Source organism: Renibacterium salmoninarum ATCC 33209 (genome assembly GCF_000018885.1).
Classification (GTDB): Bacteria; Actinomycetota; Actinomycetes; order Actinomycetales; family Micrococcaceae; genus Renibacterium; species Renibacterium salmoninarum.
In genome coordinates, this window is the sequence record NC_010168.1 from 2214627 (window position 1) to 2235230 (window position 20604).

A 20604-nucleotide genomic window follows, 5' to 3' on the forward strand; every position below is an offset into this window, starting at 1 on the left:
GACTGCCGATACTCCGTGACAGTGGATTCCTGATAAGTCATCTCAATTCCGATCCCTCTGGTGCGACAACGCGTCTCAATTTACTAATTGAGCCAAAGTTAGCAGAATCAGCCGCGCAGTGCTTGCAGTGCATAATCCAGGTCAGCAGGGTATTCACTGCTGACTTCAACCCACTCGCCCGTCACCGGATGATCAAAGCCAAGCGACTTTGCGTGCAGCCACTGTCGAGTCAGGCCCAGTTCAGCTGCCAATTTAGGGTCTGCGCCGTAGGTGAGATCGCCAACACAGGGATGATTCAGAGCAGAAAAATGCACCCTGATCTGATGCGTGCGTCCGGTTTCTAGATGAACTTCAAGCAGCGAAGCTTTACCAAATGCCTCAAGAACTTCATAGTGCGTCACCGATGGTCGGCCGTCCTCGATCACGGCGAACCGCCAGTCGTGGCCAGGATGCCTGCCGATCGGCGCGTCAACCGTGCCCCGTAGCGGGTCCGGTAGGCCCTGCACTACTGCATAGTAGACCTTATTGACCGTACGCTCCTTGAAGGCCCGTTTGAGCACCGTATAGGCCTGCTCGGTCTTAGCCACGACCATCACGCCAGAAGTGCCAACATCAAGACGATGCACAATGCCAGCCCGCTCAGCGGCCCCGGAGGTGGAAATCCGGTAACCCGCAGCTGCTAACGCGCCCACGACCGTGGGGCCAACCCAGCCCGGTGAGGGATGCGCAGCAACGCCAACCGGCTTATCGATCACTACGAAAGCGTCGTCATCAAGGAGAATGTTTAAATCGTCAACGGCTTCGACGACGACGGCGAGCGGATCACGTTGCTCCGGAATCGAAACCAAAACTGACATTCCAGTGAATAATCGCGCTGACTTGCCTAGCGATTTCCCTTCGCTGCTAACGTGACCTCCGTTCAGCAGCACCGCTGCCGCTGAACGCGAAATCTCCAACAACTGAGCCAGTGCCGCATCAGCGCGGACGCCGTCGAACTCGTCGGTAACGCTCAACCGGACCTTATCTTCAGGCATCGGACGTTTCACTGTCTTTGCTCCGGCGCGGTCCGCCGCCAAACGGAACACCCAGCAAAGTGAGCAAACAGATCAAAATTACGCCACCAACCACAGCCATATCCGCCATGTTAAAGATGGCAAAGTTTGGCAACGAGATGAAGTCGACAACATGGCCTTGGCCAAACGACGGCGGCCGAAAAAGCCGATCAGTCAGATTGCCTAGCGCGCCGCCCAACACCATCCCCAGTGCCACGCCCCACCAGGCGGAACCCACTTTCCAGATTCGCACCACAATAGCCACGGCGACGGCGGCCATAATCAGGGAGAAAACCCAGGTGAAATTCTCGCCGATGGAAAATGCTGCGCCTGAGTTAGTGATGTAGTACCACTGCAGAACTGGCGGGAAGACTGGCGTCTTTTGGTACAGCTCCATCGTGCTAGTAACCCAAAGCTTTGTCAGCTGATCCAAGCCGTAGGCAAGCACAGCAAAGCCGCTGAACCAGATGATGGCCCGCCAAAATATTGGTCTTCTGGTCGGAGCTGGGGTGGGAGGAGTCGCTGTCATGGTCTTCCAGTACGAGAAACGTTTGGCCGCTGCTTGATTTATTCAATGCAGAAGCCGGTGGTGAGCATACCCAACCACCGGCTTCTGTCTAACTATGTCTGATTTAGATCAGGATTCGTTGTTGCTATCCGAAACATCGGGAGCAGCAACAGAACCGCGTGAATCCAGATCGCGCAGCTGACCTTCAATGTAGGTCTTCAGGCGAGCACGGTAGTCACGCTCAAAGCCGCGCAGCTGCTCGACCTTGCGCTCCAGCACTGAACGCTGTTGCTCCAAAGCACCGAGAGTCTTACGGCTCTTCTCCTGGGCATCATTAACCAGGCTAGAAGCCTCAATCTGAGCTTCAGCAATGATCTTGTCACGCTGCTCAACACCTGCGTTGACGTACTCGTCGTGCAGCTTCTGAGCCATCGCAATGACGCCAGCGGCCGATTCGGCGCTTGGCGAAACGGTAGCGGCGGCCGGCACCGGAGTGCTAACCGTCGGCGTAGCAGGCGAAGTAGCGGCCAGCGGCGAGGCAGCAGCTGCGCTCGGCTGAGCCGGCGTGGCAGCAGGAGTCGAAGCCTGCGCAGGAGCAGCCTTCTCCTCAGCAGCGTCAGCCTTGACTGACTTCGCGGCGTCATAAGCTTTGTCATCCTTTGCAGGCGACTTCGGCGCTGAGGCGATCGGAACAGCAGAAGCAGGAACTGCGGAACCCAGATCAGCGAGCTTCTTACGGAGCTCTTCGTTTTCTTGGGTCAAACGTCGCAATTCAACGACGATTTCGTCCAGGAAGTCATCGACTTCATCCTGGTCGTATCCCTCACGGAATTTCGTCGGCTGAAACCGCTTGTTGACAACATCTTCTGGCGTCAGAGCCATCTAGTCACCTCGTTGGGTTTAGTGAGTTAAGACCGCCTGCGGCCATCTTAACTACGATACCTAATAGGATTTCTCTATCGGTAATCAGGGCATTGCATTTGGTTCGCTCGTGAATCTAGAGTATAACTATTCGCAGCCGAAAACTAACCAGAGTTTCCTATGCTGCAAAAGTGAATGTGATCGACATCGCAATACCGGTCACAAACAGTAGAACTAAGAAGCCAATATCCAGCGATACTGCACCCAGATTCAGCGGCGGCAATAACCGTCGTACGAGCTTCACGGGCGGATCAGTCACCGAATAAACTCCAGTCGCAGCAACCAGAGCGATTCCACGGGGTCGCCATTCCCTCGCCAGCTGCTGCACCCAGTCAAAAACTAGGCGCACCATCATGGCCAAGAAGAACAGAAACAGCAGCAGATAGAGCAATGCGAATATCAGAGGCACGGGATAAGTCTAAGACTTAGCTCTGGTTGAAGAAGCTAGCTTGATTCTCGCTGGCCTTTTTGTCGTCGCCAATGACTTCAACAAAAACCGGAGAGAGCAAGAAAACTTTATTAGTCACGCGCTCGATCGAGCCATGCAGACCAAAAACGAGTCCTGCGGAAAAGTCGACTAAACGCTTAGCGTCGCCTTCGCCCATGTCAGTCACGTTCATGATGACTGGAATGCCGTCACGGAAGCTCTCGCCAATGACCTTGGCATCGTTATAGGAACGCGGGTGCACAGTAGTGATCTGGCGCAATCCGGATGAATCATCCCGGTTTGACGCGGCGCGCTTGATCGGAGTCACCGGTGCCCGGTATTCATCTTCGGAAGCCTGATGAGCCGAAGCCGGCTCCGTGTGACGAATTTCCTGGTCCACGTATTCCTCATTCTTCTGTGCGGGTCGCGTTTGCTTACCCTCAGGTTGGGGCTCGTAGTGCTCATCGCCGTCAGCGAGCCCAAGGTAAATCATTGTCTTGCGCAGAGCGCCAGCCATTTTTGCTCCCGTTGTCTAGTATCGTTTCTTGCTGCTGCAATTTCGACGCTACCGCACGGCGGGCCGCGGGCCGAGGACATCAGAGCCGACACGCAGGTGTGTCGCGCCATGCTTTATTGCTGCTGCTAAATCGCCGCTCATTCCGGCCGAAATAGCCTTCGCCGCCGGATGTCTATTCACTAACTCGGCGCTGATTGTGGCGAGTCGAGAAAACGCTTCATCCGGGTCTGCTCCTAGCGGTGTAACCGCCATAACACCCAGTAGCTCCAAACTGTCGGCAGCAACAATTTCATCCGCAATCGCCAACACCTCGTGCGGTCGAGCGCCGCCGCGCGGGCTTGATCCAGGGACCAGCTCAAGTGGGTCTAGATCCACCTGGACCAGACACCCCAGAGTCGTTGAGCGATGGCCAGCTGCGAGCTCCGCAGTAACCGCTTTAGCCAGCGCTTGGACCAGCGCCGGTCGGTCGACGGAATGGACGGAATAGGCGTATCTGGCGACTGATTTTGCTTTATTCGTTTGCAACTGACCAATAAAATGCCAATGCAGGTCAATCCCCGCCCTGGCCAGTTCGGCCTGTTTCGCGGCAGCTTCCTGGTCACGGTTCTCACCAACCTCCATGACGCCAAGGTCGGCAAGTAGTGCGACGTCGGCAGCAGGATGGAATTTGGTCACCACGATCAGCTGCGGAGTATCTACTCGCCCCGATGCCGAAACAGCAACCGCTATCCGCTGTTTTACTGCATCCAAGTTGGCGCCTAGTTCACGCCGACGTGCTTCAGAAGTCATGACGTCTGATTCGTTCGGTAGAGCAGACCAGCAAAGCGGCCAATAGGCTCAGCTCGCCGATGGGAAAAAAGCCGCGGCTCCTGCAAGGTGCAGACCGCTATATTGTTCACTTCAACATCAAGGTGCCTCAGCTGACTCATTATACCAGCGCGCAGATCAATCGACGGCGTACCCCAGGATGTTTGAGCGAAGGCCGCCGGAAAGTCAGCCGCCATCTCGGCCCGCATGGCTTCCGGAACTTCATAGCATTCACCGCAAATTGCTGGGCCGACCCAAGCCGCGATGTTGCTGCCGCCGCGCTCCCCCAACGCTTGCGCTGCAGCCGCCACAATATTTGCGCCAAGTCCTTTGCGTCCGGCATGGACGGCAGCCGCTAGACCTTTACCGTCTTCCGTATCTGCGAGCAGCAGGACTGCCGCGCAGTCTGCCACCAGCACAGCAAGTGGCAAACTGCTCGAGATCAGGCCATCAGCTTCAGGCTGCGCAGAATGTTCGTCTAGCTCAACGACTTTCGACCCGTGCACTTGATGCATAAATTGAAAATCCTGATCAAGACCCAGCTCCCCGCGGACAGCTGCCCGATGAGTGATCCCCGCAGAGCCTTCCGGCACTGAAGTACTCATCGAGCCCGCGCTAATATCAGTAAAAGCGACAGACCATCCTGGCCTGACTTCACGTCGCCAAAAAAACACGCTGCTGCCTATTTGAGGAAGTCGGGCACGTCCAGGTCGTCCTGACGTGCGGCGCTGAGATCGGGCTCGACGACGGCGGGCAGATCCAAGTCGAACCCGTTGTCGGCTGGCACAGAGCTGGCACCATTCTGACTCCAGCTAGACAAGCTCGGCGCTGCGGTAGCAGGCCTAGCAGCTTCGCCGCTCTCGGCGGACTTAGCGGCTGCTTTCGCTACTGGATCGCCAGCGGGCGCGCTAGTGGCATCGACGTTGTCGAAGCCCGCTGCGATAACCGTAACCCGAGCCTCATCGCCGAGGGCGTCGTCAATGACCGCACCAAAGATGATGTTCGCCTCGGGGTGGGCGACTTCTTGGACCAAACGCGCTGCTTCATTGATTTCAAACAGACCCAAATCGGATCCACCCTGAATCGATAACAACACACCGTGTGCGCCGTCAATCGAAGCTTCCAACAGTGGCGAGGCAATCGCGAGTTCAGCGGCCTTGACTGCGCGGTCTTCACCACGAGCCGAGCCAATGCCCATAAGCGCTGAACCAGCGCCCTGCATCACGGACTTCACATCGGCAAAGTCAAGGTTGATCAAACCAGGAGTGGTGATCAAGTCGGTGATGCCCTGGACGCCGGAAAGCAGCACCTGATCGGCCGACCGGAAGGCATCCAGCATTGACACGTTCCGGTCGCTGATCGACAGCAAACGATCGTTCGGGATGACGATCAAAGTGTCGACTTCATCCCGCAGTCCCTCAATGCCAGTTTCGGCTTGATTTGACCGACGGCGACCTTCAAAGGTGAAGGGACGCGTCACAACACCGATGGTCAGCGCACCCAGGGCACGAGCGATCCGAGCTACGACCGGCGCACCGCCAGTGCCGGTTCCGCCGCCTTCACCCGCGGTCACAAACACCATGTCTGCGCCGCGAAGAACTTCTTCGATTTCTTCAGCATGATCCTCAGCAGCTTTACGACCTACTTCGGGGTCTGCTCCCGCGCCTAGACCACGGGTAAGCTCACGGCCTACGTCAAGCTTTACGTCTGCATCAGACATCAGTAGGGCCTGTGCGTCAGTGTTGATCGCAATGAATTCGACGCCGCGCAGTCCCACCTCAATCATGCGGTTGACTGCGTTTACGCCGCCGCCGCCGATGCCGACGACTTTGATGACGGCCAAGTAGTTCTGCGGTGCTGCCACGGTTGCTGTCCCTTGTTCGATAGTGCTTGAAGTTCGTCTACTGCCTGGAATTCATTTACTGCTTGAAGCTTCAAAACCTTAACCCTCTACTTGAGGGTTATAGTTATGTCAAGTAATCCTTGATTGCGACGCTATGGGGCTTAGCCTCGTGTTGCAATAACCTTGCCCGCGTGTCGTGCGAATCTACTCATAATCAGTGTTGTTCATCGAGTTACTGGATGCTTCGGAGCGCTCACATCGTAGAACTTGATCGGCGCCAGGGCAGGCTTTCCCGGTTCAGCTTGCGGCGGATTCTTCAACATGGTCTGCAAGACCTTGGCTTTGAGCGCCATTTGCGAAGCATCGCCCCAGGTTACTTTTTTTCCGTCCACTAGTGTCAGTTCAACAGCGTCCGGAGAACTTGCCGAGGCGGAAGCCATTTGCGCACGCACTTCGGTGGGCAAAGCTGCTAGCACCGCGGTAATGGCAGAAAAGGTCGCCTGTCCAATAACTCCCGTGCCGCCGTCGATCAGCGGTAGCTGAGCCGCCGCTGCGTCGGCCACGGTGCCGAGCTGAATTCCCTGCGGATCAACCAGCACGTACTGTTCACCGTTCTTGAGGACGGCAACCGGAATCCGTTCCACTAGGTGAACTAATAACGTCGACGGTGGACGAGCTTCTACCGTGACGGACTGAACTTGGACCAATCCAGTAAGCAGTTTCTGCACTTCCGATTGATCGATCCGGGGCAACGGTTTGCCTTTGAGCGATGCTAAGGCACTTTGGACTTGATCTGCAGAGGCAAGTTTTGAGCCGTCGACAGTGATGGTTTTTAGTGCCAGCAACGGCGAAAAGAAAACCGCAAGCATCAGCAGAGCCGCTACAACGACTATCGCGGCCAAAGAAGTCCAAAGTCGCCAATGTTTGCGCAGACCAGCACCTGATCTAACTCTGCGCTCTTTGGCAGCCGGAAACGACAACACGTTCGTCCGAGCTGCTGTTCTGGCCTCCGCAGCGTCGTCGTGCTTTTTTGCTTTCGGAGCACGCTTTTGCCGAGGGGCTTTTGCGGCTTCTTGCGACTCCTCGGTCTCGAGTTGCGGCGCTACCTTCGGCTCCGGAAGCGGCTCTACCATGACCGCAGGAACACTCGGGGCGGCAGGAAGGTCGCGCTCCAGACTACGTTCTTTGGCCTGGCCACCACCGGTTGCCGGCACCGGCGGTTTCCGTTTACCCGCCATGGCTGACCTCCTGTGCCGGAGTCGCCAGAGCGTCAAGAATGGCGGCACCAGCCTCGGTAACGTCGCCGGCTCCGACGGTCAGGACAATATCGCCGTTAGCCGTACGCGCCACAAGTTCTTGAATTGCTTTGGCACGGTCCGGTTGGAAGGTGAGTTTCGCGTTAGCCTCGGTGATTAGCTCACCGGTGACGCCCGGAATCGGGTCCTCACGCGCGGGATACACATCAAGGACCATAATCGAATCCGCCAGGCTCAGCGCAGCCGCAAATTCAGCAGCAAATTCGTGAGTCCGACTGAATAAATGCGGCTGAAACAGCACCAGCACATGATGCCCGTCAGCTACCGTTCGAGCAGCGGTCAGTGCTGCCCGAACTTCTGTGGGGTGATGCGCGTAGTCATCAAACACCCGGATGCCACGGACCTGACCCTTGAACTCGAAACGGCGCGCGGCACCGGTGAATCCAGCCAGCGCAGAAAGGGCCTGCTCAGCTTCGACGCCCAGCTCTAAGGCCACAGCAAACGCGGCTAACGCATTAAGCGCGTTGTGCTCCCCCGGGACTTGTAACTCCAAGACCAGGCGCTGTGGGCCAATAGGCGTAATGAATTCGATCGCGCGGTGTGCCCCATCGTTGATCAGCCAAACTTCCGCGGCAGCAGAGCGACCATAGGTAACCACCCGGGTGCCGCGGGCGGCGGCTTGCTTCGCTAAAGCTAGCGCACCGTCATCGTCCGTACAGGCTACTAAGAGCCCGTCAGCCGGGATAAGACCGATGAAGCTTTGGAAGGCTTCCATCACTGCTTCAGCGGTGCCGTAGTGGTCCAAATGGTCAGGCTCGGCGTTCGTCACTACCGCAATCTGCGGCCGATAGTTGAGAAAAGAGCCATCTGACTCGTCAGCTTCAGCAACAAAGATGCCGCCAGCACCATGGGCGGCGTTTACCCCGAGCGCGGGCACCGTCCCACCCACGGCAAAAGATGGGTCCAGCCCGGCCTCACGCAGAAGTACTGCGATCATCGCCGTCGTCGTGGTTTTGCCGTGCGTACCCGCAACGGCAACTACGGTGTCCTGCGCCATTGCCGCTGCGAGCGCTTCCGAGCGATGCAAAACCCGCAAGCCTTGTGTCCGGGCAAATTCAAGTTCAGGGTTGTTAGCCCGGATCGCGGTAGAAATCACCACGGTATCTGCCCCCGCTACATTCTGAGCCGCATGTCCCGCGTGCACAGAAGCCCCGAGCGCGCCAAGCTCCAGCAAGCCCGCTGATTCCTTAGCATCACTGCCGCTGACAGATATGCCGCGGGCCAACATGATCCGCACAATCCCAGACATTCCAGCACCGCCGATGCCAATAAAATGCACGCGGCCCAAGTCATTCAGTTCAACGCTCACTGTGTTGCCTCCGCTGCTTCTTTAACGGCAAGTGCCATCTTGCTGGCCGCATCGCGGATTCCGGATTGATAAGCCTTTGTGCCCAGCGCTATGAGTCGTTGTGGATCCGCTAGCAGCTCGACGACGTAACTGGCCAACCAACTGCCGTTGAAGTCGTTGTCTGCCACCACAAGAGCCGCGCCTTTGCCCACCAAAGTCTGTGCGTTCAGCGCCTGTTCGCCGTTGCCAACTGGCAAGGGGACGAATAGCGCTGGAGTTCCGGTTGCCGCGACTTCGCTCACGGTTCCGGCCCCTGAGCGGCAAATGAGCAGATCCGCTGCCGCATAGGCCTGTTCCATGCCATCAACGTATTCAACTTGCCGGTAGCCCGGAGCACTCACGGGCACCCCGGCAGCATCAAGAACTGATTTTCCGCCGCCGGTAATATGCAAAATTTGAATTCCGGCGGCCGTTATTGCCGGAATCGCGTTGACCACGGCGTTGTTGATGCGCACGGCGCCGAGCGAACCGCCAGTAACGATAAGTGTTGGTCGATCTTGCGCCAGTCCCAAAGCAGCCCTGGCAGCAGTCTTATTGGCTGCTCGATCAAGATGGGCAACCTGTTCCCGCATTGGCATACCGACCCAGGTGGAATCGCGCAGAACAGTTTCAGCGAACGCGGTACCAATGGTCTTTGCATATCGCGCACCAAGCCGATTAGCCAGGCCCGGCTTGATATTGGCTTCGTGGATCACAATCGGTATCCCCGCCCGATGCGCGGCGATATACATCGGTGTGCAGATATAGCCGCCGACGCCCAGAACGACGTCGGCCTTTGCCTCGCGCAGAATCCGCGTCGAGTCCGCGATTGCGCGACGCATCCGCAGCGGAAACTTGAGCGCGGCCAGATTGGGTCGACGCGGCATGGGAACCCGGTCAATAAATGCCAGCTCTAACCCGGCTGCCGGTACCAACCTGGTTTCTAGACCATCTTTACTGCCGACGGCGAGCAGCTTCGACTCTGGCGCAAGTTCGGTCAAAGCCACGGCAATCGCAAGCATCGGCGACACGTGGCCTGCGGAACCGCCGCCCGCTAGCACTGCGGAAAATGGACGGTTTGCGGAATTGCTGGTCATGAAGTTTTAGTTTTCCTGTTCTGTTTTACGGATTTAGCAGCGGCATCGGGTTGATTTCGGGCAAAGGAGAGCACCATGCCCATTGCGGCAAGCCCCACGGTCAGCGCGGTACCGCCATAGGAAATAAAGGGCAGCGGAACGCCGATCACCGGCAGAATTCCGGTCACCATTGCAATGTTGACGAAGCCTTGGCCGATCACCCAGGTCATGATGCAGCCACAAACCACCCGAACAAATAGATCGTTGAAGCGCACGATCACGCGGAACATCGCAATCGCGATCACCGCATACAGCACCACGATGACGACGGTGCCAAGCAAGCCAAATTCTTCACCAACAATCGCGAAGATAAAGTCGTTGTGCGCTTCCGGGATCCAATTCCATTTTTGCCGGCCTTGGCCTAAGCCCACGCCCCACCAACCACCGGAGGCAAGCGCAAACATGCCGTTCTGCGCTTGGTCGCACAAGCCCTGCGGATCCTGGTCCGGGCCACATTTGCCCAACCACGCGCTGAGTCGATCCTGGCGATTGTTATTGGTGAACGCCAAAACCAACCCGGCCAGCACTCCAATAACTGCCGCGCCGACGAAAATCTTCCGCTGAGCGCCAGCGAAAAACAACCCTGAGGCCGCAATAACCATCAGGATCATCGAGGTGCCCAGGTCATGACCAAGCAAAACCAAGCCAACGGCTAAGGCCGCTACTGGTACTACCGGCAAAAACATGTGCTGCCATTTGCCCAAAAATTTTTCTTTCGCGGACAGCACGGTAGCCATCCAGAGCGCGAGGGCGAATTTCGCTAGCTCCGATGGCTGGAAAGTAAAGGTGTCGCCCAAGGCAATCCAGTTTTGATTACCACCACGATTGGAACCAATCAGCAGCACCAAAACGAGCGCAACGAGGGTCAAGCCCATCAAAGGCCAGGCTGCTTTTTTGAACAGCGAGATCGGCATTCGAGAAAGCACGAACATCGCAATGATGCCAACAGCCGCGAACATGGACTCTTTAAGGCCCATACTGAAAGGATTCTGATCGCTAGAACTTAGTTCAACCGCAGATGCCGAAAAACCCATCATCAATCCGATGAGCACAAGCGCGAGCGTTGAGCCCAGAATTAGATAGTAGTTGGACGTTATTGAAATACCCGCACCTTCTAACCGCGGCCAGAAGTTTTTCACGAAACTTCGCAGACGGGGCTCTGGGCGCGTGCCATTGGCTCGTTGGACCGGTGGCTTAGTGCGAGAGGGTGTGCTAACCATTACTACCTTGCCCTTCGCTACTGTTTGCCTTGCCTGTGCCTTCCAACAACCCTCGCACGGCCCCAATAAAGGCATCACCGCGGTGGGCATAGGAAGTAAACTGGTCGATGGAAGCAGCAGCCGGAGCCAAGAGCACCGTATCGCCGTCGGCGGCGATTCCAGCAGCTGCCTGCACGGCCCACGTCATCACAACGTCCCCCCAAGAGGTACGCAGTTCTGACTGGGTCCTGTGTGGGACAGCCACGGCCTGCTGAACCTTTCCAGTCTCGCTCGATTCCCGCTCGATCACCGGGACATTCGGTGCGTGTCGCTGCAACGCGGTACGTAACGCTGAGGTATCCGCACCAATCAGCACCACGGCCTTAATCCGATTTACGTGTTGCTGAATCAGGTCTGAATAATCAACGCCCTTCGCATCACCACCGGCAATCCACACCACGGGATTGAAGGCGGAAAGCGACGCTGATGCCGCATGCGGATTCGTTGCTTTCGAGTCGTTAACCCAGAGCACACCAGCGTTTTGCGCCACTGCTTGGATACGGTGCGCGCCGTTGTCGTAGGAGCGCAAACCTTCGCGAACCGCGGTTGGCTCAACGCCGTAGGCTCGGCTCAGTGCGGCGGCGGCAGCGGCATTTGCCACCAAATGCCGCGGGACTAGATCGCCAATATCTGAAATCTGCGCCAATTCCGCGGCTGAGTCTTTTCGCTCGGCAATAAATGCACGGTCAACCAGTAAACCTTCGACCACGCCAACCATGCTGATCGAGGGCATACCGGTACTGAAACCTACCGCGCGGCAACCTTCAACGACGTCGGCCTCTTCGACCATCCGCTCGGTTTCGATTTGCTCGGCATTGAAAACGCAGGCTTTTTGCGTGTTGTGATACACCTTGGCCTTGTCTGCGGCGTAGGCGTCAAAGCTGCCATGCCAATCAACATGATCTTGCGCCAGGTTCAGACAAACGCTTGCCACTGGCGAGACGGACTCCGTCCAGTGCAGTTGAAAACTTGAAAGCTCGATTGCCAAAACTTCGTAGCCATTTGGGTCGCGGACGGCATCCAAAATCGGCGTGCCAATATTGCCCGCCGCAATCGCTTCCAATCCGGCCGCGCGCAAAATTGACTCGACTATCGTGGTCGTAGTGGTTTTTCCGTTGGTCCCGGTGATAGTAATCCAGTCCGCAGTTTTACGGCCTTGGCGACGTCGAACTCGCCAAGCAAGCTCGATGTCGCCCCAGATGGGGATGCCCGCAGCCGCAGCCTGCGTCAACACAGGGTGCGACGGCGGTAAGCCGGGTGAAGTCACCACTAGCTCGGCAGGTTGTCCATCAACTTCTGGTAATTTCCGCGAGCTTTCCACGCCCAGAATGACTTCGTGAACCCCTACGATTTTGAGCGTATCTGCCGCCGATTGAGCCGCATCATCGTCTGAGGCGGCGACTACGACCACTGCAGCCCCCAGCTCAGCAAGGGTATCTGCAATGGAAAAACCAGTTTTACCCAGGCCGGTCACCACAACGCGCAGCCCGGCCCAATCAGATTCCCACTCCGTTAAGGTCGCCAGACGAGAGGAGATGAGCGAACTTGAGTTATCTGATTGATCGCGCGCAGGAGTGCTCACTGCTAAAATACCACCCATTCGGCGTAAAACGCGCCTAGTCCGATTGCGACCAACAATCCACCCAAGATCCAGAATCGGACCACGATGGTTACTTCAGCCCAGCCCTTGAGCTCAAAATGGTGCTGTAACGGTGCCATCTTGAAAAGACGTTTGCCACCGGTGAGCTTAAAGAAACCGACCTGTAGTATCACCGACAAAGTAATCAGCACAAAGAGACCGCCAATAATAGCCAGCAGAATCTCGGTGCGCGAGAGAATTGCGAAGCCAGCAATTGCGCCGCCGATTGCGAGCGAGCCAGTGTCGCCCATGAAGATTTTGGCCGGTGAGGTATTCCACCAGAGGAAGCCGATCAAGGCGCCAAAAATAATTGCCGCGAGCAAGGCGAGGTCCAACGGGTCCCGAACTTCATAGCAGACCGTTGAGGACACAGCTCGCGGTGAACCACAGCTTTGGTTGGATTGCCAAATACCGATCAAGGTGTAGGCGCCAAAAACCATCACCGAGGCACCGGCCGCTAAGCCGTCCAAGCCGTCGGTGAGGTTTACGCCGTTTGTTGCGGCGGTGATGATCAGGTTAGCCCAGATAACAAAAAGCAGTACGCCTAGGCCAGCGCCAGCAAAGGCCAAATCCAGCCCGGGGATATCCCGCGCGAAGGAAATCTTCGTCGTCGCTGGGGTCCGGCCATTGTGGTCAGCAAAGTTGATCGCCAGCACCGCGAAAAGGATTCCGATGGCGGCCTGCAGAATGAGCTTCGCCTTAGCGTTGAGCCCGAGCGAGCGTTGTTTTGAAATCTTGATGAAATCATCCAGGAACCCGACTAGCCCCATTCCCGCCATCAGCAGGAGCAAGAGCCACCCAGAGACCGAGGGGCCAGGCGCCTTCGGGTTAATCCACCAACTGATCAAGTGGGTGAGCAAATAAGCCAGGATCACCGTGCCAATTACTACCGCGCCACCCATAGTTGGCGTGCCACGTTTGGTGTGGTGCGACGTCGGTCCATCATCACGAATGAACTGCCCATAGCCCTTGCGGATCAGCAGTCGGATGAAAAGCTGGGTGCCAATCATGACCAGAGCGAGGCTGATTCCAGCACCCATAAGTAAAGGGATCATCGTCGCTCAGTCCTCCCCGCGGATCTCGGTTGAGACAACTGAAATGTCGTCTTTCGTGGATGTCACCGTGTGGTGCTCAGAGTCCTGCGTTTCGCCTAATGCTATCCGATCACCCAGTAAACGAAGCTCAGCGTCATGGCCCGATTTGAACAGAACAATATCCCCCGGTTTCAATTCTTCTTGCAACAAAGCGTAGGCAGAGTCGAGGTCTGGCACGTGTACCGACTCCTCGCCCCAAGAACCTTCATTGATCGCGCCAATGTGCAATGCACGTGCCTCGGCACCAATAACCAGCAACCGCGAAATATTCAGCCGGACCACTACTTGGCCTAGCGCGTTGTGCTCGCGAATCGATTCCGCACCCAGTTGGAACATTGGGCCCAGCACTGCCCAAGTTCGGCGTTGCGGGAGGATCTTGCCGTTCTCATCGGCCCCGCCACGGCCCAGCTCAGCTAGTACCCGCAGCGCCGCGCGCATCGAATCAGGATTTGCGTTGTAGGCATCATTGATCACGGTCACACCGTCGGCACGCTCACTGCGTTCCATCCGCCAGCGGCTTTTAGGCCCTTGTCCGTCAAGGCCGCGAGCGATAGTTTCGCCATCTGCGCCGGCAGCCCATGCGGCTGCGGCAGCGGCGAGCAAATTATTTACGTGGTGTATTCCGATCAATCCAGATCTGATCGGCCAGCTGCTGCCGTCGGGGAAGCGCAAATCGAAGGATGGCGTTGCATTCGAGCCAACCTGCACATTGCCAGCCAGTACCGAAGTCTGGCCTTCCGGAATCCGCAGACCCTCTTCACCGAACCACAAAACTGGCGCGACCGTTCTACTGGCCATTGCTGAAACCCGACCATCGCCCAGGTTAAGAACTGCAGTACCGGTAGGGCTGAGAGCTTCAACCAGCTCGCCCTTGGCTTGGGCAATATTTTCGACGCCGCCAAATTCACCAGCGTGTGCCGAACCGATGCCAAGTACGACGCCGATGTCCGGCTTTACTAAGCCGGCCAAGTACTCAATATGGCCAATACGGGTTGCGCCCATCTCAATCACCAGGAAGCGCGTCGTGAGATCGGCTTGAAAAACCGTTAACGGCACGCCGACCTCGCCGTTATACGAGCCTATTGGCGCTACGGTCGGCCCAAGCTGACGGAGAATGCCCGCAAGTAGATCTTTAGTGGTCGTCTTACCAGCAGAACCAGTGATGCCCAGCACGGTGACTTCGCCATTGGCACGAATCAGTTGCACCACTTCGGCGGCAATATCGCCCATCGCCTGCACTGCATCCGCGACGATGATCGCGGGAAAAGGCTGGCCTTGAGCGTCAGCTATCTCGCGTTCAGCAATGATCAGAATTGCGCCGGCTTCGATTGCTGCCTCAATGAAGGTATGGCCATCACTGTGCTCGCCAGGTTTGGCGACATAAACCGACCCCGGTTGCACCTCACGTGAGTCAGTACAAATCTGAGCGACGTTGATGCGCAACTCATCGGCGACGGTGCGGCTCAGCCGTCCGCTAGTTAAGGCGGCGATGCGCGGCGCGGTAAGTTCAATCATCTCGGTTTAGGACTCTATCTCGGGAACTGGCACAGCTGTGAATCCATACCGAACTAACGCTCGACGCAATTCGTCCCGATCGTCAAGCGCAATATTGACCCCTTGGACTTCTTGCCAGTTCTCGTGACCACGTCCAGCAATCAAAATCGCATCGTCTTTTCCAGCCAGTGCTACTGCCCGATCTATCGCGGCAGCACGCGGTGCCACCAGCTCAAGCACAGTGTCCAATTGGCCAGCTTTAACTGCCTTCGCAGCGCCGTCGAAAACCTGGTCACGTATCTGCTCTGGATCCTCGTCATGCGGGTCATCGTCCGTGATTATTACCACATCAGATCCACGTGCCGCCAAGGCACCCATGATCGGGCGTTTGGTCTGATCCCGTTGACCAGTGGCACCAAAAACCGTGATCAAACGACCCCGAGTTTCATTATTATTTGGCCGAACTGCATCCATAGCGCGTTGTAACGCATCTGGATTATGTGCGAAGTCCACTACCGCAACCGGCTCTTGGCTAATCAGCTGCATTCGGCCAGGCACATTGATACTCAGCGGATCGTGTTCATCAAGAGCCCGTTGCAGCGCCCCGGTATCAACCCCAGAGGCATAGACCATCAAAACGGCCAATGCCGAATTAGCAATATTGAATTCGCCAGGCAGGCTAGTCGTAAATTTGAAAGAACGCTCGGCGCCATCTGCCTCAAAGCCATGCAGTTCGATTCGCCAACCTAAGCCAAGGGGCTCAGATTTCAGCACGCGCCAGTCCGAAGGGTCCTCGAGCGGGGTTTCAGTCGGTTGAATTTGTAATCTCAGTACCGGTACGTCAGCCCTAGCCGCAATCTGGCGCCCCCACTGATCGTCTACCGTCACCACAGCACGTTTGCTGCGTCGAGAACTAAAAAGCTCGGCTTTTGTCGCAGCGTATTCTGCCATGGTGCCGTGTAGATCCAAATGGTCTTGCGTCAGGTTGGTGAAACCGGCCACGTCAAAAACCAAGCCGTCCACTCGGCCATAGGCCAAAGCGTGCGAGGAAACCTCCATCACCACGGATCCAAGATTCTTTTCCGCCATCAATGCCACCAGCGCGTGTACATCTGTCGCCTCTGGCGTAGTCAGCGTGGAAGGGATGACCGTCTCCCCCGCGAGCATTTCTATCGTGCCAATCAGCCCGCTGCTGCGCTCTAGCGCCGCCAGAATAGAACGGATGAGATAACTCGTTGTGGTTTTGCCATTCGTGCCGGTCAAGCCGAAAAGGTCCAGATGCGGACGTTGGTAGATTTTCGCGGCAAGCGGTCCGGCTAGCGCCCGCGGCTCGGCAACGCCTAATACCGGAACGTGTTGCGGAACCTCGGCGGAGGCGATTTGCGCACCGGCCCGATCAGTCAGGATCGCAACGGCTCCCGCTGCCACCGCCGAAGCAGCAAACTTAGCGCCATGCACCCGGTCACCGGGGAGCGCTAAATAGAGATCGCCGGGCAAGATTGTTCGGGAATCAAGGCTAATTCCAGTCACTTGTAGCTTCGAGTCCAATTCGATCCCACAGAATCTAGCCAACTCGGTCAAAGGCACCGGAACGACATTGCTCGGCCGCTGCGCTGAGGGCGAGTCATGAGAGGGCGATTGGCTTGCGGTCACGCTGTAATTTCCTCAACTTCGATTGGTCTGTCACCAGGTCTGCGGGAGCTTCACCGGTGGGGTGTTCGACGGCGGCACTGAGTAATCCTGCAGAACCTGAGCCATCACCGAGTTGAATACTGGCCCCTGGGTAATGCCATAGATATTACCCTGCGGATGCTGAACAGTAACTAAAACCACGTATTCGGGGTTTTCCATCGGCGCCATTCCGGCGAAGGAAGCGGTGAAGCCACTGAAACCGTCTGCCCCGGGAGATTCGGCAGTACCTGTCTTGCCGCCAATCCGGTAGCCCGGGACGTCAAGCTTGTTATAAGCGTACTGCGTGGCAACACCTTCCAGCATGTTTCGCACTTGCTGTGCGGTGTCTGGCGAGATCACCTGGGTAGCCGGCGCGCCCGGCATTTTGTGTTCGGTACCATCTGCGTCGATCACTGAGTCCACGAGCCTAGGCTCCAACCGGACGCCATTATTGGCAATGGTTTGGTAGATCATCGCGGTCTGCAACGGCGTTTGTGATACACCTTGGCCAAAGAGCACCGTGTACTGCTGCCGAACATCCCATTTATCCGGCGGAGCCAAAATGCCGCTGTTTTCACCAGGCAACGGAATTCCGGTTGCCTGGCCAATGCCAAACTTTGTCAGATAGTCAAAACGTTGCTGCTTGGTCAGTTGCGAGCCAACCATCACAGTGCCGGTATTGAGCGATTCGCCAATGACCCCAGCGAAAGTCTTATTGATAGTGCCGTGCTCTTCTGCATCCGCAATCCGTTGACCATCGATCAGCAGAGTGGGCGGCAGCGTCAACTTGGTCTCGGGTGTGACCTTACCTTCTTGAATCGCCGCAGATGCGGTCACTGACTTTTCCGTTGAACCCGGTTCAATGGCGTTGGTGACCGCCCGAGAATCACGAGATTCAGGCGGCGTAGCACCAGGATTATTCGGGTCAACCGTGGTGTCCTCAGCCAGCGCAATAATATTGCCGGTCTTGACCTGAACCACGACGATATTTCCCCAGGCCGCTTTGAGATTCTTCACCTGGTTAGAAATTGCCTGCTGCGCAAAATATTGAATGTCAGAGTTGATAGTCAGTTTGACGGTTTTGCCATCGACAGCGGGCTTGATTTGTGCTGGCGCATTCGGAATTGCGATGCCATCCCGGCCACGCTGATAGGTGCGGGATCCGGGCTGACCTTGGAGTTTTTGGTCGTAAGTAAGCTCGATGCCGCCACCGGGGCCATTCGCACCCGTGAATCCGACAACGTTTCCGCCCACCTGACCCATCGGATAGACACGCTGCTCAAGGGCTTGCGAGGCAACGCCAGGGACCCTGAGAGCGGAAACTTTAGCTTCCACCTCGGGTGTAACAGCCTTAGCCAGTACCGAGTATTTGGAGGTTCCAGTGGCTAGTTTCCGGACGTCGTCAACCTTCATGCCCAAAGCAGTTGCCAGTTCTTGGAGCGCCTGGTCGCGGCTGATTGTCTCGGTCTCGCCCTTGTCTTTGTTGTACCGCTTATAGCCCTTTTCCGAGATCGCCACGTTGTTAACCTGATCCACCACAATGTCGTAACGCACTACGGATTGCGCCAAGATCTTGCCATTGGAGTCAACAATCTCACCGCGATTCGCGGCGAGAACCTGCGTTTGCGTCAATTGGCTTGTCGCGGCTTCGGCGTAATTACCAAGGTCTAGCCCTTGAACCAGAACCAGCTTTCCAGAGATCAACAGCAACAATGCGAGCACAAAGCCCAAGCCAAAGCGCAATCGTCGTCGGGCTTTGAGCGACATTTTCGCCTGGGTCGTTTTGTTCGGCCGGTTGGGGCTGTTCAGCTGTCCTGCCACGGAAAGACCTCGTTACGTTTCACATCGTTTATCGGTTATTTCTGGGGAGCTTTTTGTTCCGGCGGTGGGACGGTGCCACCATGCAAATCTACGGGCGGCACTGCCGGTACCACGGGAGGCGCGACCGTTTGTTGACCAGTTGTTGCTGTTCCCGAAGTTGACGTACCAGCTGCTGCATCGGCAGGTTTCGTGCTGCCTGGCAAAGCTGGCGCGGCAAGAACTGGAGAGGTGGCGTCGGGCTTCGTTGCTGGTTTAGGATTTCCAGCGACTGTTCCTGCCTCTACATTGATCTGCCCCGTCGACGTCGAATTGATCATGCCCAATTCTTGCGCCTTCGAGACCAAATTCTGCGGAGCTTGGAAGTTTTGTACCTTCTGTGTCAGATCCTGATTTACCTTGTTCAGGTTGCTTTGCTCTGTTTTGAGCTGAACAAGTTCGTACTGGCTCGAAGAGACTGAGATGTTCAGCACAAGAACTGTCGCTAACGCGCCAACAAGTGCCAAGAAGCAAAATACGGCGAAGGGCGAACGACGCCGGGCTATGGCTTTTGGTACCACTGACAGCGGAGTGCGGACCCGTTTCGGTGCGGCACTCGGCTGCCCTGGGGTGCGCTGCGGGTTGAGTTTTCGAGCGGTATTTCCGATGACGGGTCCGAAGGATCCCGCACGGGCTTTTCCGGCGTTTTGCGCAGCGGTGCTCATGATGTTCTCCTCGGTCGGATTCGTTCAACTGCTCGTAGTCGTGCGGACGCGGCACGTGGATTCTCCGCGATTTCTGCTTCAGTGGGCACCTCAGTGCCTTTGGTTAAGGTCTTCAGCTCCGGCTTTTGCGAGTCGAGCTCAACGGGAAACCCTGGCGGGGCAGACGAAGTTACCCCAGTGCTAAAGAACTTTTTCACAATCTTGTCTTCAAGCGAGTGGTAGGACATGACCACAGCTCGGCCACCGATTGCTAAGGCGTCCACCGCGGCCGGAACCGCACGTTCAAGCACAACGAGCTCTTCATTTACTTCTATTCGCAATGCTTGAAATGTCCGCTTCGCTGGATGCCCTCCGGTGCGTGCGGCGGCAGCCGGCACCGCTTTTCGGATAACTTCAACGAGCTCGCCGGTTCCTGCGAAAGGTTTTTCCGCTCGGGCAGCAACAATGCGATTTGCGATTCTGCCCGCAAATTTCTCTTCGCCCCAGCGCCGGATGATCGAGACAAGCTCGGTTTCGGAGTATGAATTGACCACATCGGCCGCACTCTGGCCACGACTGGTGTCCATCCGCATGTCTAAGGGCGCATCGTAAGAATAGGCAAAGCCACGTTCGGCCTCGTCCAGCTGAAGCGAAGAAACGCCAAGATCCATCAAAACGCCATCGATGCTTTCGAAGCCTAGATCGTCAAGAACCTCGGTGATTTCGTCGTAGACCGCGTGGACAAGATCGGTGCGGTCCTCAAACGGTTTTAGCCTAGCGCCGGAGAGATCCAGAGCTTGGGTATCACGATCGATCCCGATCAAATGCAAATTTTCGAATCGCGTTAACATCGCTTCGCTGTGCCCACCCATGCCAAGGGTGGCATCGACGACGACGGCACGGCGACCTGCGAGGTTAGCAGCTTCAATTGCTGGCGCTAGCAGATTGACACAACGGTCACGAAGCACCGGAACATGGCGGGGAGCGTCGGCTGGCGGTGGTGTCGTTGCCACTGCTATCCCCTGTCTGAATCGATACTGCTGTTTCTTGCCGTGCGATGAGTCCCGCTTTGGTTCTGAGACCAGATCCCCC

Annotated in this window: 19 protein-coding genes; all 19 read right to left on the reverse strand. The window is 56.7% G+C overall.

The genetic code is table 11. The features are described 5' to 3' along the window. Positions 1 to 107: 107 nt before the first annotated feature. The 19 genes from RSAL33209_RS10990 to rsmH all read right to left on the reverse strand — a co-directional run bounded on the left by RSAL33209_RS10990 (position 108) and on the right by rsmH (position 20525). Positions 108 to 1034 (reverse strand): RluA family pseudouridine synthase, encoded by a 927-nt coding sequence (locus RSAL33209_RS10990; protein ID WP_012245870.1) that lies wholly within the window; start codon positions 1032 to 1034, stop codon positions 108 to 110. Next, a complete protein-coding gene (gene lspA, locus RSAL33209_RS10995; RefSeq protein WP_012245871.1) occupies positions 1027 to 1581 on the reverse strand; it encodes a signal peptidase II in 555 nt (184 codons plus the stop codon). Before lspA ends, RSAL33209_RS10990 begins: the two co-directional genes overlap by 8 nt. A 108-nt stretch (positions 1582 to 1689) precedes the next feature. Beyond that, positions 1690 to 2442 carry a DivIVA domain-containing protein gene (locus tag RSAL33209_RS11000; protein ID WP_012245872.1) on the reverse strand — a complete coding sequence of 251 codons (753 nt, stop codon included), beginning with the start codon at positions 2440 to 2442 and terminating at the stop codon, positions 1690 to 1692. 157 nt (positions 2443 to 2599) lie between these two features. Beyond that, entirely contained in the window at positions 2600 to 2890 is a 291-nt protein-coding gene (locus RSAL33209_RS11005; RefSeq protein WP_012245873.1) for a YggT family protein, read from the reverse strand. 16 nt (positions 2891 to 2906) lie between these two features. Further along, on the reverse strand, positions 2907 to 3425 hold the full coding sequence (locus tag RSAL33209_RS11010; RefSeq protein WP_012245874.1) for a cell division protein SepF: 519 nt from the start codon (positions 3423 to 3425) through the stop codon (positions 2907 to 2909). A gap of 48 nt (positions 3426 to 3473) precedes the next feature. Continuing rightward, positions 3474 to 4214 carry a YggS family pyridoxal phosphate-dependent enzyme gene (locus tag RSAL33209_RS11015; protein WP_012245875.1) on the reverse strand — a complete coding sequence of 247 codons (741 nt, stop codon included), beginning with the start codon at positions 4212 to 4214 and terminating at the stop codon, positions 3474 to 3476. Beyond that, a complete protein-coding gene (locus RSAL33209_RS11020; protein ID WP_114597630.1) occupies positions 4211 to 4837 on the reverse strand; it encodes a purine nucleoside phosphorylase YfiH/LACC1 family protein in 627 nt (208 codons plus the stop codon). Before RSAL33209_RS11020 ends, RSAL33209_RS11015 begins: the two co-directional genes overlap by 4 nt. A 77-nt stretch (positions 4838 to 4914) precedes the next feature. After that, a complete protein-coding gene (gene ftsZ / locus RSAL33209_RS11025; RefSeq protein WP_012245877.1) occupies positions 4915 to 6096 on the reverse strand; it encodes a cell division protein FtsZ in 1182 nt (393 codons plus the stop codon). A 203-nt stretch (positions 6097 to 6299) separates the two neighbouring features. Further along, positions 6300 to 7313, reverse strand: a complete 1014-nt coding sequence (locus RSAL33209_RS11030) for a cell division protein FtsQ/DivIB (RefSeq protein ID WP_041684713.1) — start codon at positions 7311 to 7313, stop codon at positions 6300 to 6302. Beyond that, on the reverse strand, positions 7303 to 8700 hold the full coding sequence (gene murC / locus RSAL33209_RS11035) for a UDP-N-acetylmuramate--L-alanine ligase (protein WP_012245879.1): 1398 nt from the start codon (positions 8698 to 8700) through the stop codon (positions 7303 to 7305). Before murC ends, RSAL33209_RS11030 begins: the two co-directional genes overlap by 11 nt. After that, positions 8697 to 9815, reverse strand: a complete 1119-nt coding sequence (gene murG / locus RSAL33209_RS11040) for an undecaprenyldiphospho-muramoylpentapeptide beta-N-acetylglucosaminyltransferase (RefSeq protein WP_012245880.1) — start codon at positions 9813 to 9815, stop codon at positions 8697 to 8699. The genes murC and murG overlap by 4 nt, the downstream gene beginning before the upstream one ends. After that, positions 9812 to 10993, reverse strand: a complete 1182-nt coding sequence (gene ftsW / locus RSAL33209_RS11045; RefSeq protein ID WP_233494184.1) for a putative lipid II flippase FtsW — start codon at positions 10991 to 10993, stop codon at positions 9812 to 9814. Before ftsW ends, murG begins: the two co-directional genes overlap by 4 nt. Positions 10994 to 11066: 73 nt before the next feature. After that, a complete protein-coding gene (murD, locus tag RSAL33209_RS11050) occupies positions 11067 to 12713 on the reverse strand; it encodes a UDP-N-acetylmuramoyl-L-alanine--D-glutamate ligase (RefSeq protein WP_012245882.1) in 1647 nt (548 codons plus the stop codon). Beyond that, a complete protein-coding gene (gene mraY, locus RSAL33209_RS11055) occupies positions 12698 to 13807 on the reverse strand; it encodes a phospho-N-acetylmuramoyl-pentapeptide-transferase (protein WP_012245883.1) in 1110 nt (369 codons plus the stop codon). The genes murD and mraY overlap by 16 nt, the downstream gene beginning before the upstream one ends. 6 nt (positions 13808 to 13813) lie before the next feature. Beyond that, entirely contained in the window at positions 13814 to 15361 is a 1548-nt protein-coding gene (locus tag RSAL33209_RS11060; protein ID WP_012245884.1) for a UDP-N-acetylmuramoyl-tripeptide--D-alanyl-D-alanine ligase, read from the reverse strand. Between the two features lie 6 nt (positions 15362 to 15367). Then, positions 15368 to 16993 (reverse strand): UDP-N-acetylmuramoyl-L-alanyl-D-glutamate--2,6-diaminopimelate ligase, encoded by a 1626-nt coding sequence (locus tag RSAL33209_RS11065; protein WP_012245885.1) that lies wholly within the window; start codon positions 16991 to 16993, stop codon positions 15368 to 15370. 30 nt (positions 16994 to 17023) lie between these two features. Beyond that, positions 17024 to 18778: a peptidoglycan D,D-transpeptidase FtsI family protein gene (locus RSAL33209_RS11070; protein ID WP_041685640.1), complete on the reverse strand. Its 1755-nt coding sequence runs from the start codon at positions 18776 to 18778 to the stop codon at positions 17024 to 17026. Between the two features lie 89 nt (positions 18779 to 18867). Then, on the reverse strand, positions 18868 to 19533 hold the full coding sequence (gene ftsL, locus RSAL33209_RS11075; protein ID WP_012245887.1) for a cell division protein FtsL: 666 nt from the start codon (positions 19531 to 19533) through the stop codon (positions 18868 to 18870). Next, on the reverse strand, positions 19530 to 20525 hold the full coding sequence (gene rsmH / locus RSAL33209_RS11080) for a 16S rRNA (cytosine(1402)-N(4))-methyltransferase RsmH (protein ID WP_041684714.1): 996 nt from the start codon (positions 20523 to 20525) through the stop codon (positions 19530 to 19532). Before rsmH ends, ftsL begins: the two co-directional genes overlap by 4 nt. Between the last annotated feature and the right edge of the window lie 79 nt (positions 20526 to 20604).

Coding starts and splice junctions, on each gene's coding strand:
- RSAL33209_RS11070 (WP_041685640.1), bottom strand. CDS start 18,778: ATGTCGCTCAAAGCCCGACGACGATTGCGCTTTGGCTTGGGCTTTGTG.
- RSAL33209_RS10990 (WP_012245870.1), bottom strand. CDS start 1,034: ATGCCTGAAGATAAGGTCCGGTTGAGCGTTACCGACGAGTTCGACGGC.
- RSAL33209_RS11000 (WP_012245872.1), bottom strand. CDS start 2,442: ATGGCTCTGACGCCAGAAGATGTTGTCAACAAGCGGTTTCAGCCGACG.
- murD (WP_012245882.1), bottom strand. CDS start 12,713: ATGGGTGGTATTTTAGCAGTGAGCACTCCTGCGCGCGATCAATCAGAT.
- RSAL33209_RS11010 (WP_012245874.1), bottom strand. CDS start 3,425: ATGGCTGGCGCTCTGCGCAAGACAATGATTTACCTTGGGCTCGCTGAC.
- RSAL33209_RS11020 (WP_114597630.1), bottom strand. CDS start 4,837: ATGAGTACTTCAGTGCCGGAAGGCTCTGCGGGGATCACTCATCGGGCA.
- lspA (WP_012245871.1), bottom strand. CDS start 1,581: ATGACAGCGACTCCTCCCACCCCAGCTCCGACCAGAAGACCAATATTT.
- RSAL33209_RS11060 (WP_012245884.1), bottom strand. CDS start 15,361: ATGATTGAACTTACCGCGCCGCGCATCGCCGCCTTAACTAGCGGACGG.
- RSAL33209_RS11030 (WP_041684713.1), bottom strand. CDS start 7,313: ATGGCGGGTAAACGGAAACCGCCGGTGCCGGCAACCGGTGGTGGCCAG.
- ftsL (WP_012245887.1), bottom strand. CDS start 19,533: ATGAGCACCGCTGCGCAAAACGCCGGAAAAGCCCGTGCGGGATCCTTC.
- murG (WP_012245880.1), bottom strand. CDS start 9,815: ATGACCAGCAATTCCGCAAACCGTCCATTTTCCGCAGTGCTAGCGGGC.
- RSAL33209_RS11015 (WP_012245875.1), bottom strand. CDS start 4,214: ATGACTTCTGAAGCACGTCGGCGTGAACTAGGCGCCAACTTGGATGCA.
- mraY (WP_012245883.1), bottom strand. CDS start 13,807: ATGATCCCTTTACTTATGGGTGCTGGAATCAGCCTCGCTCTGGTCATG.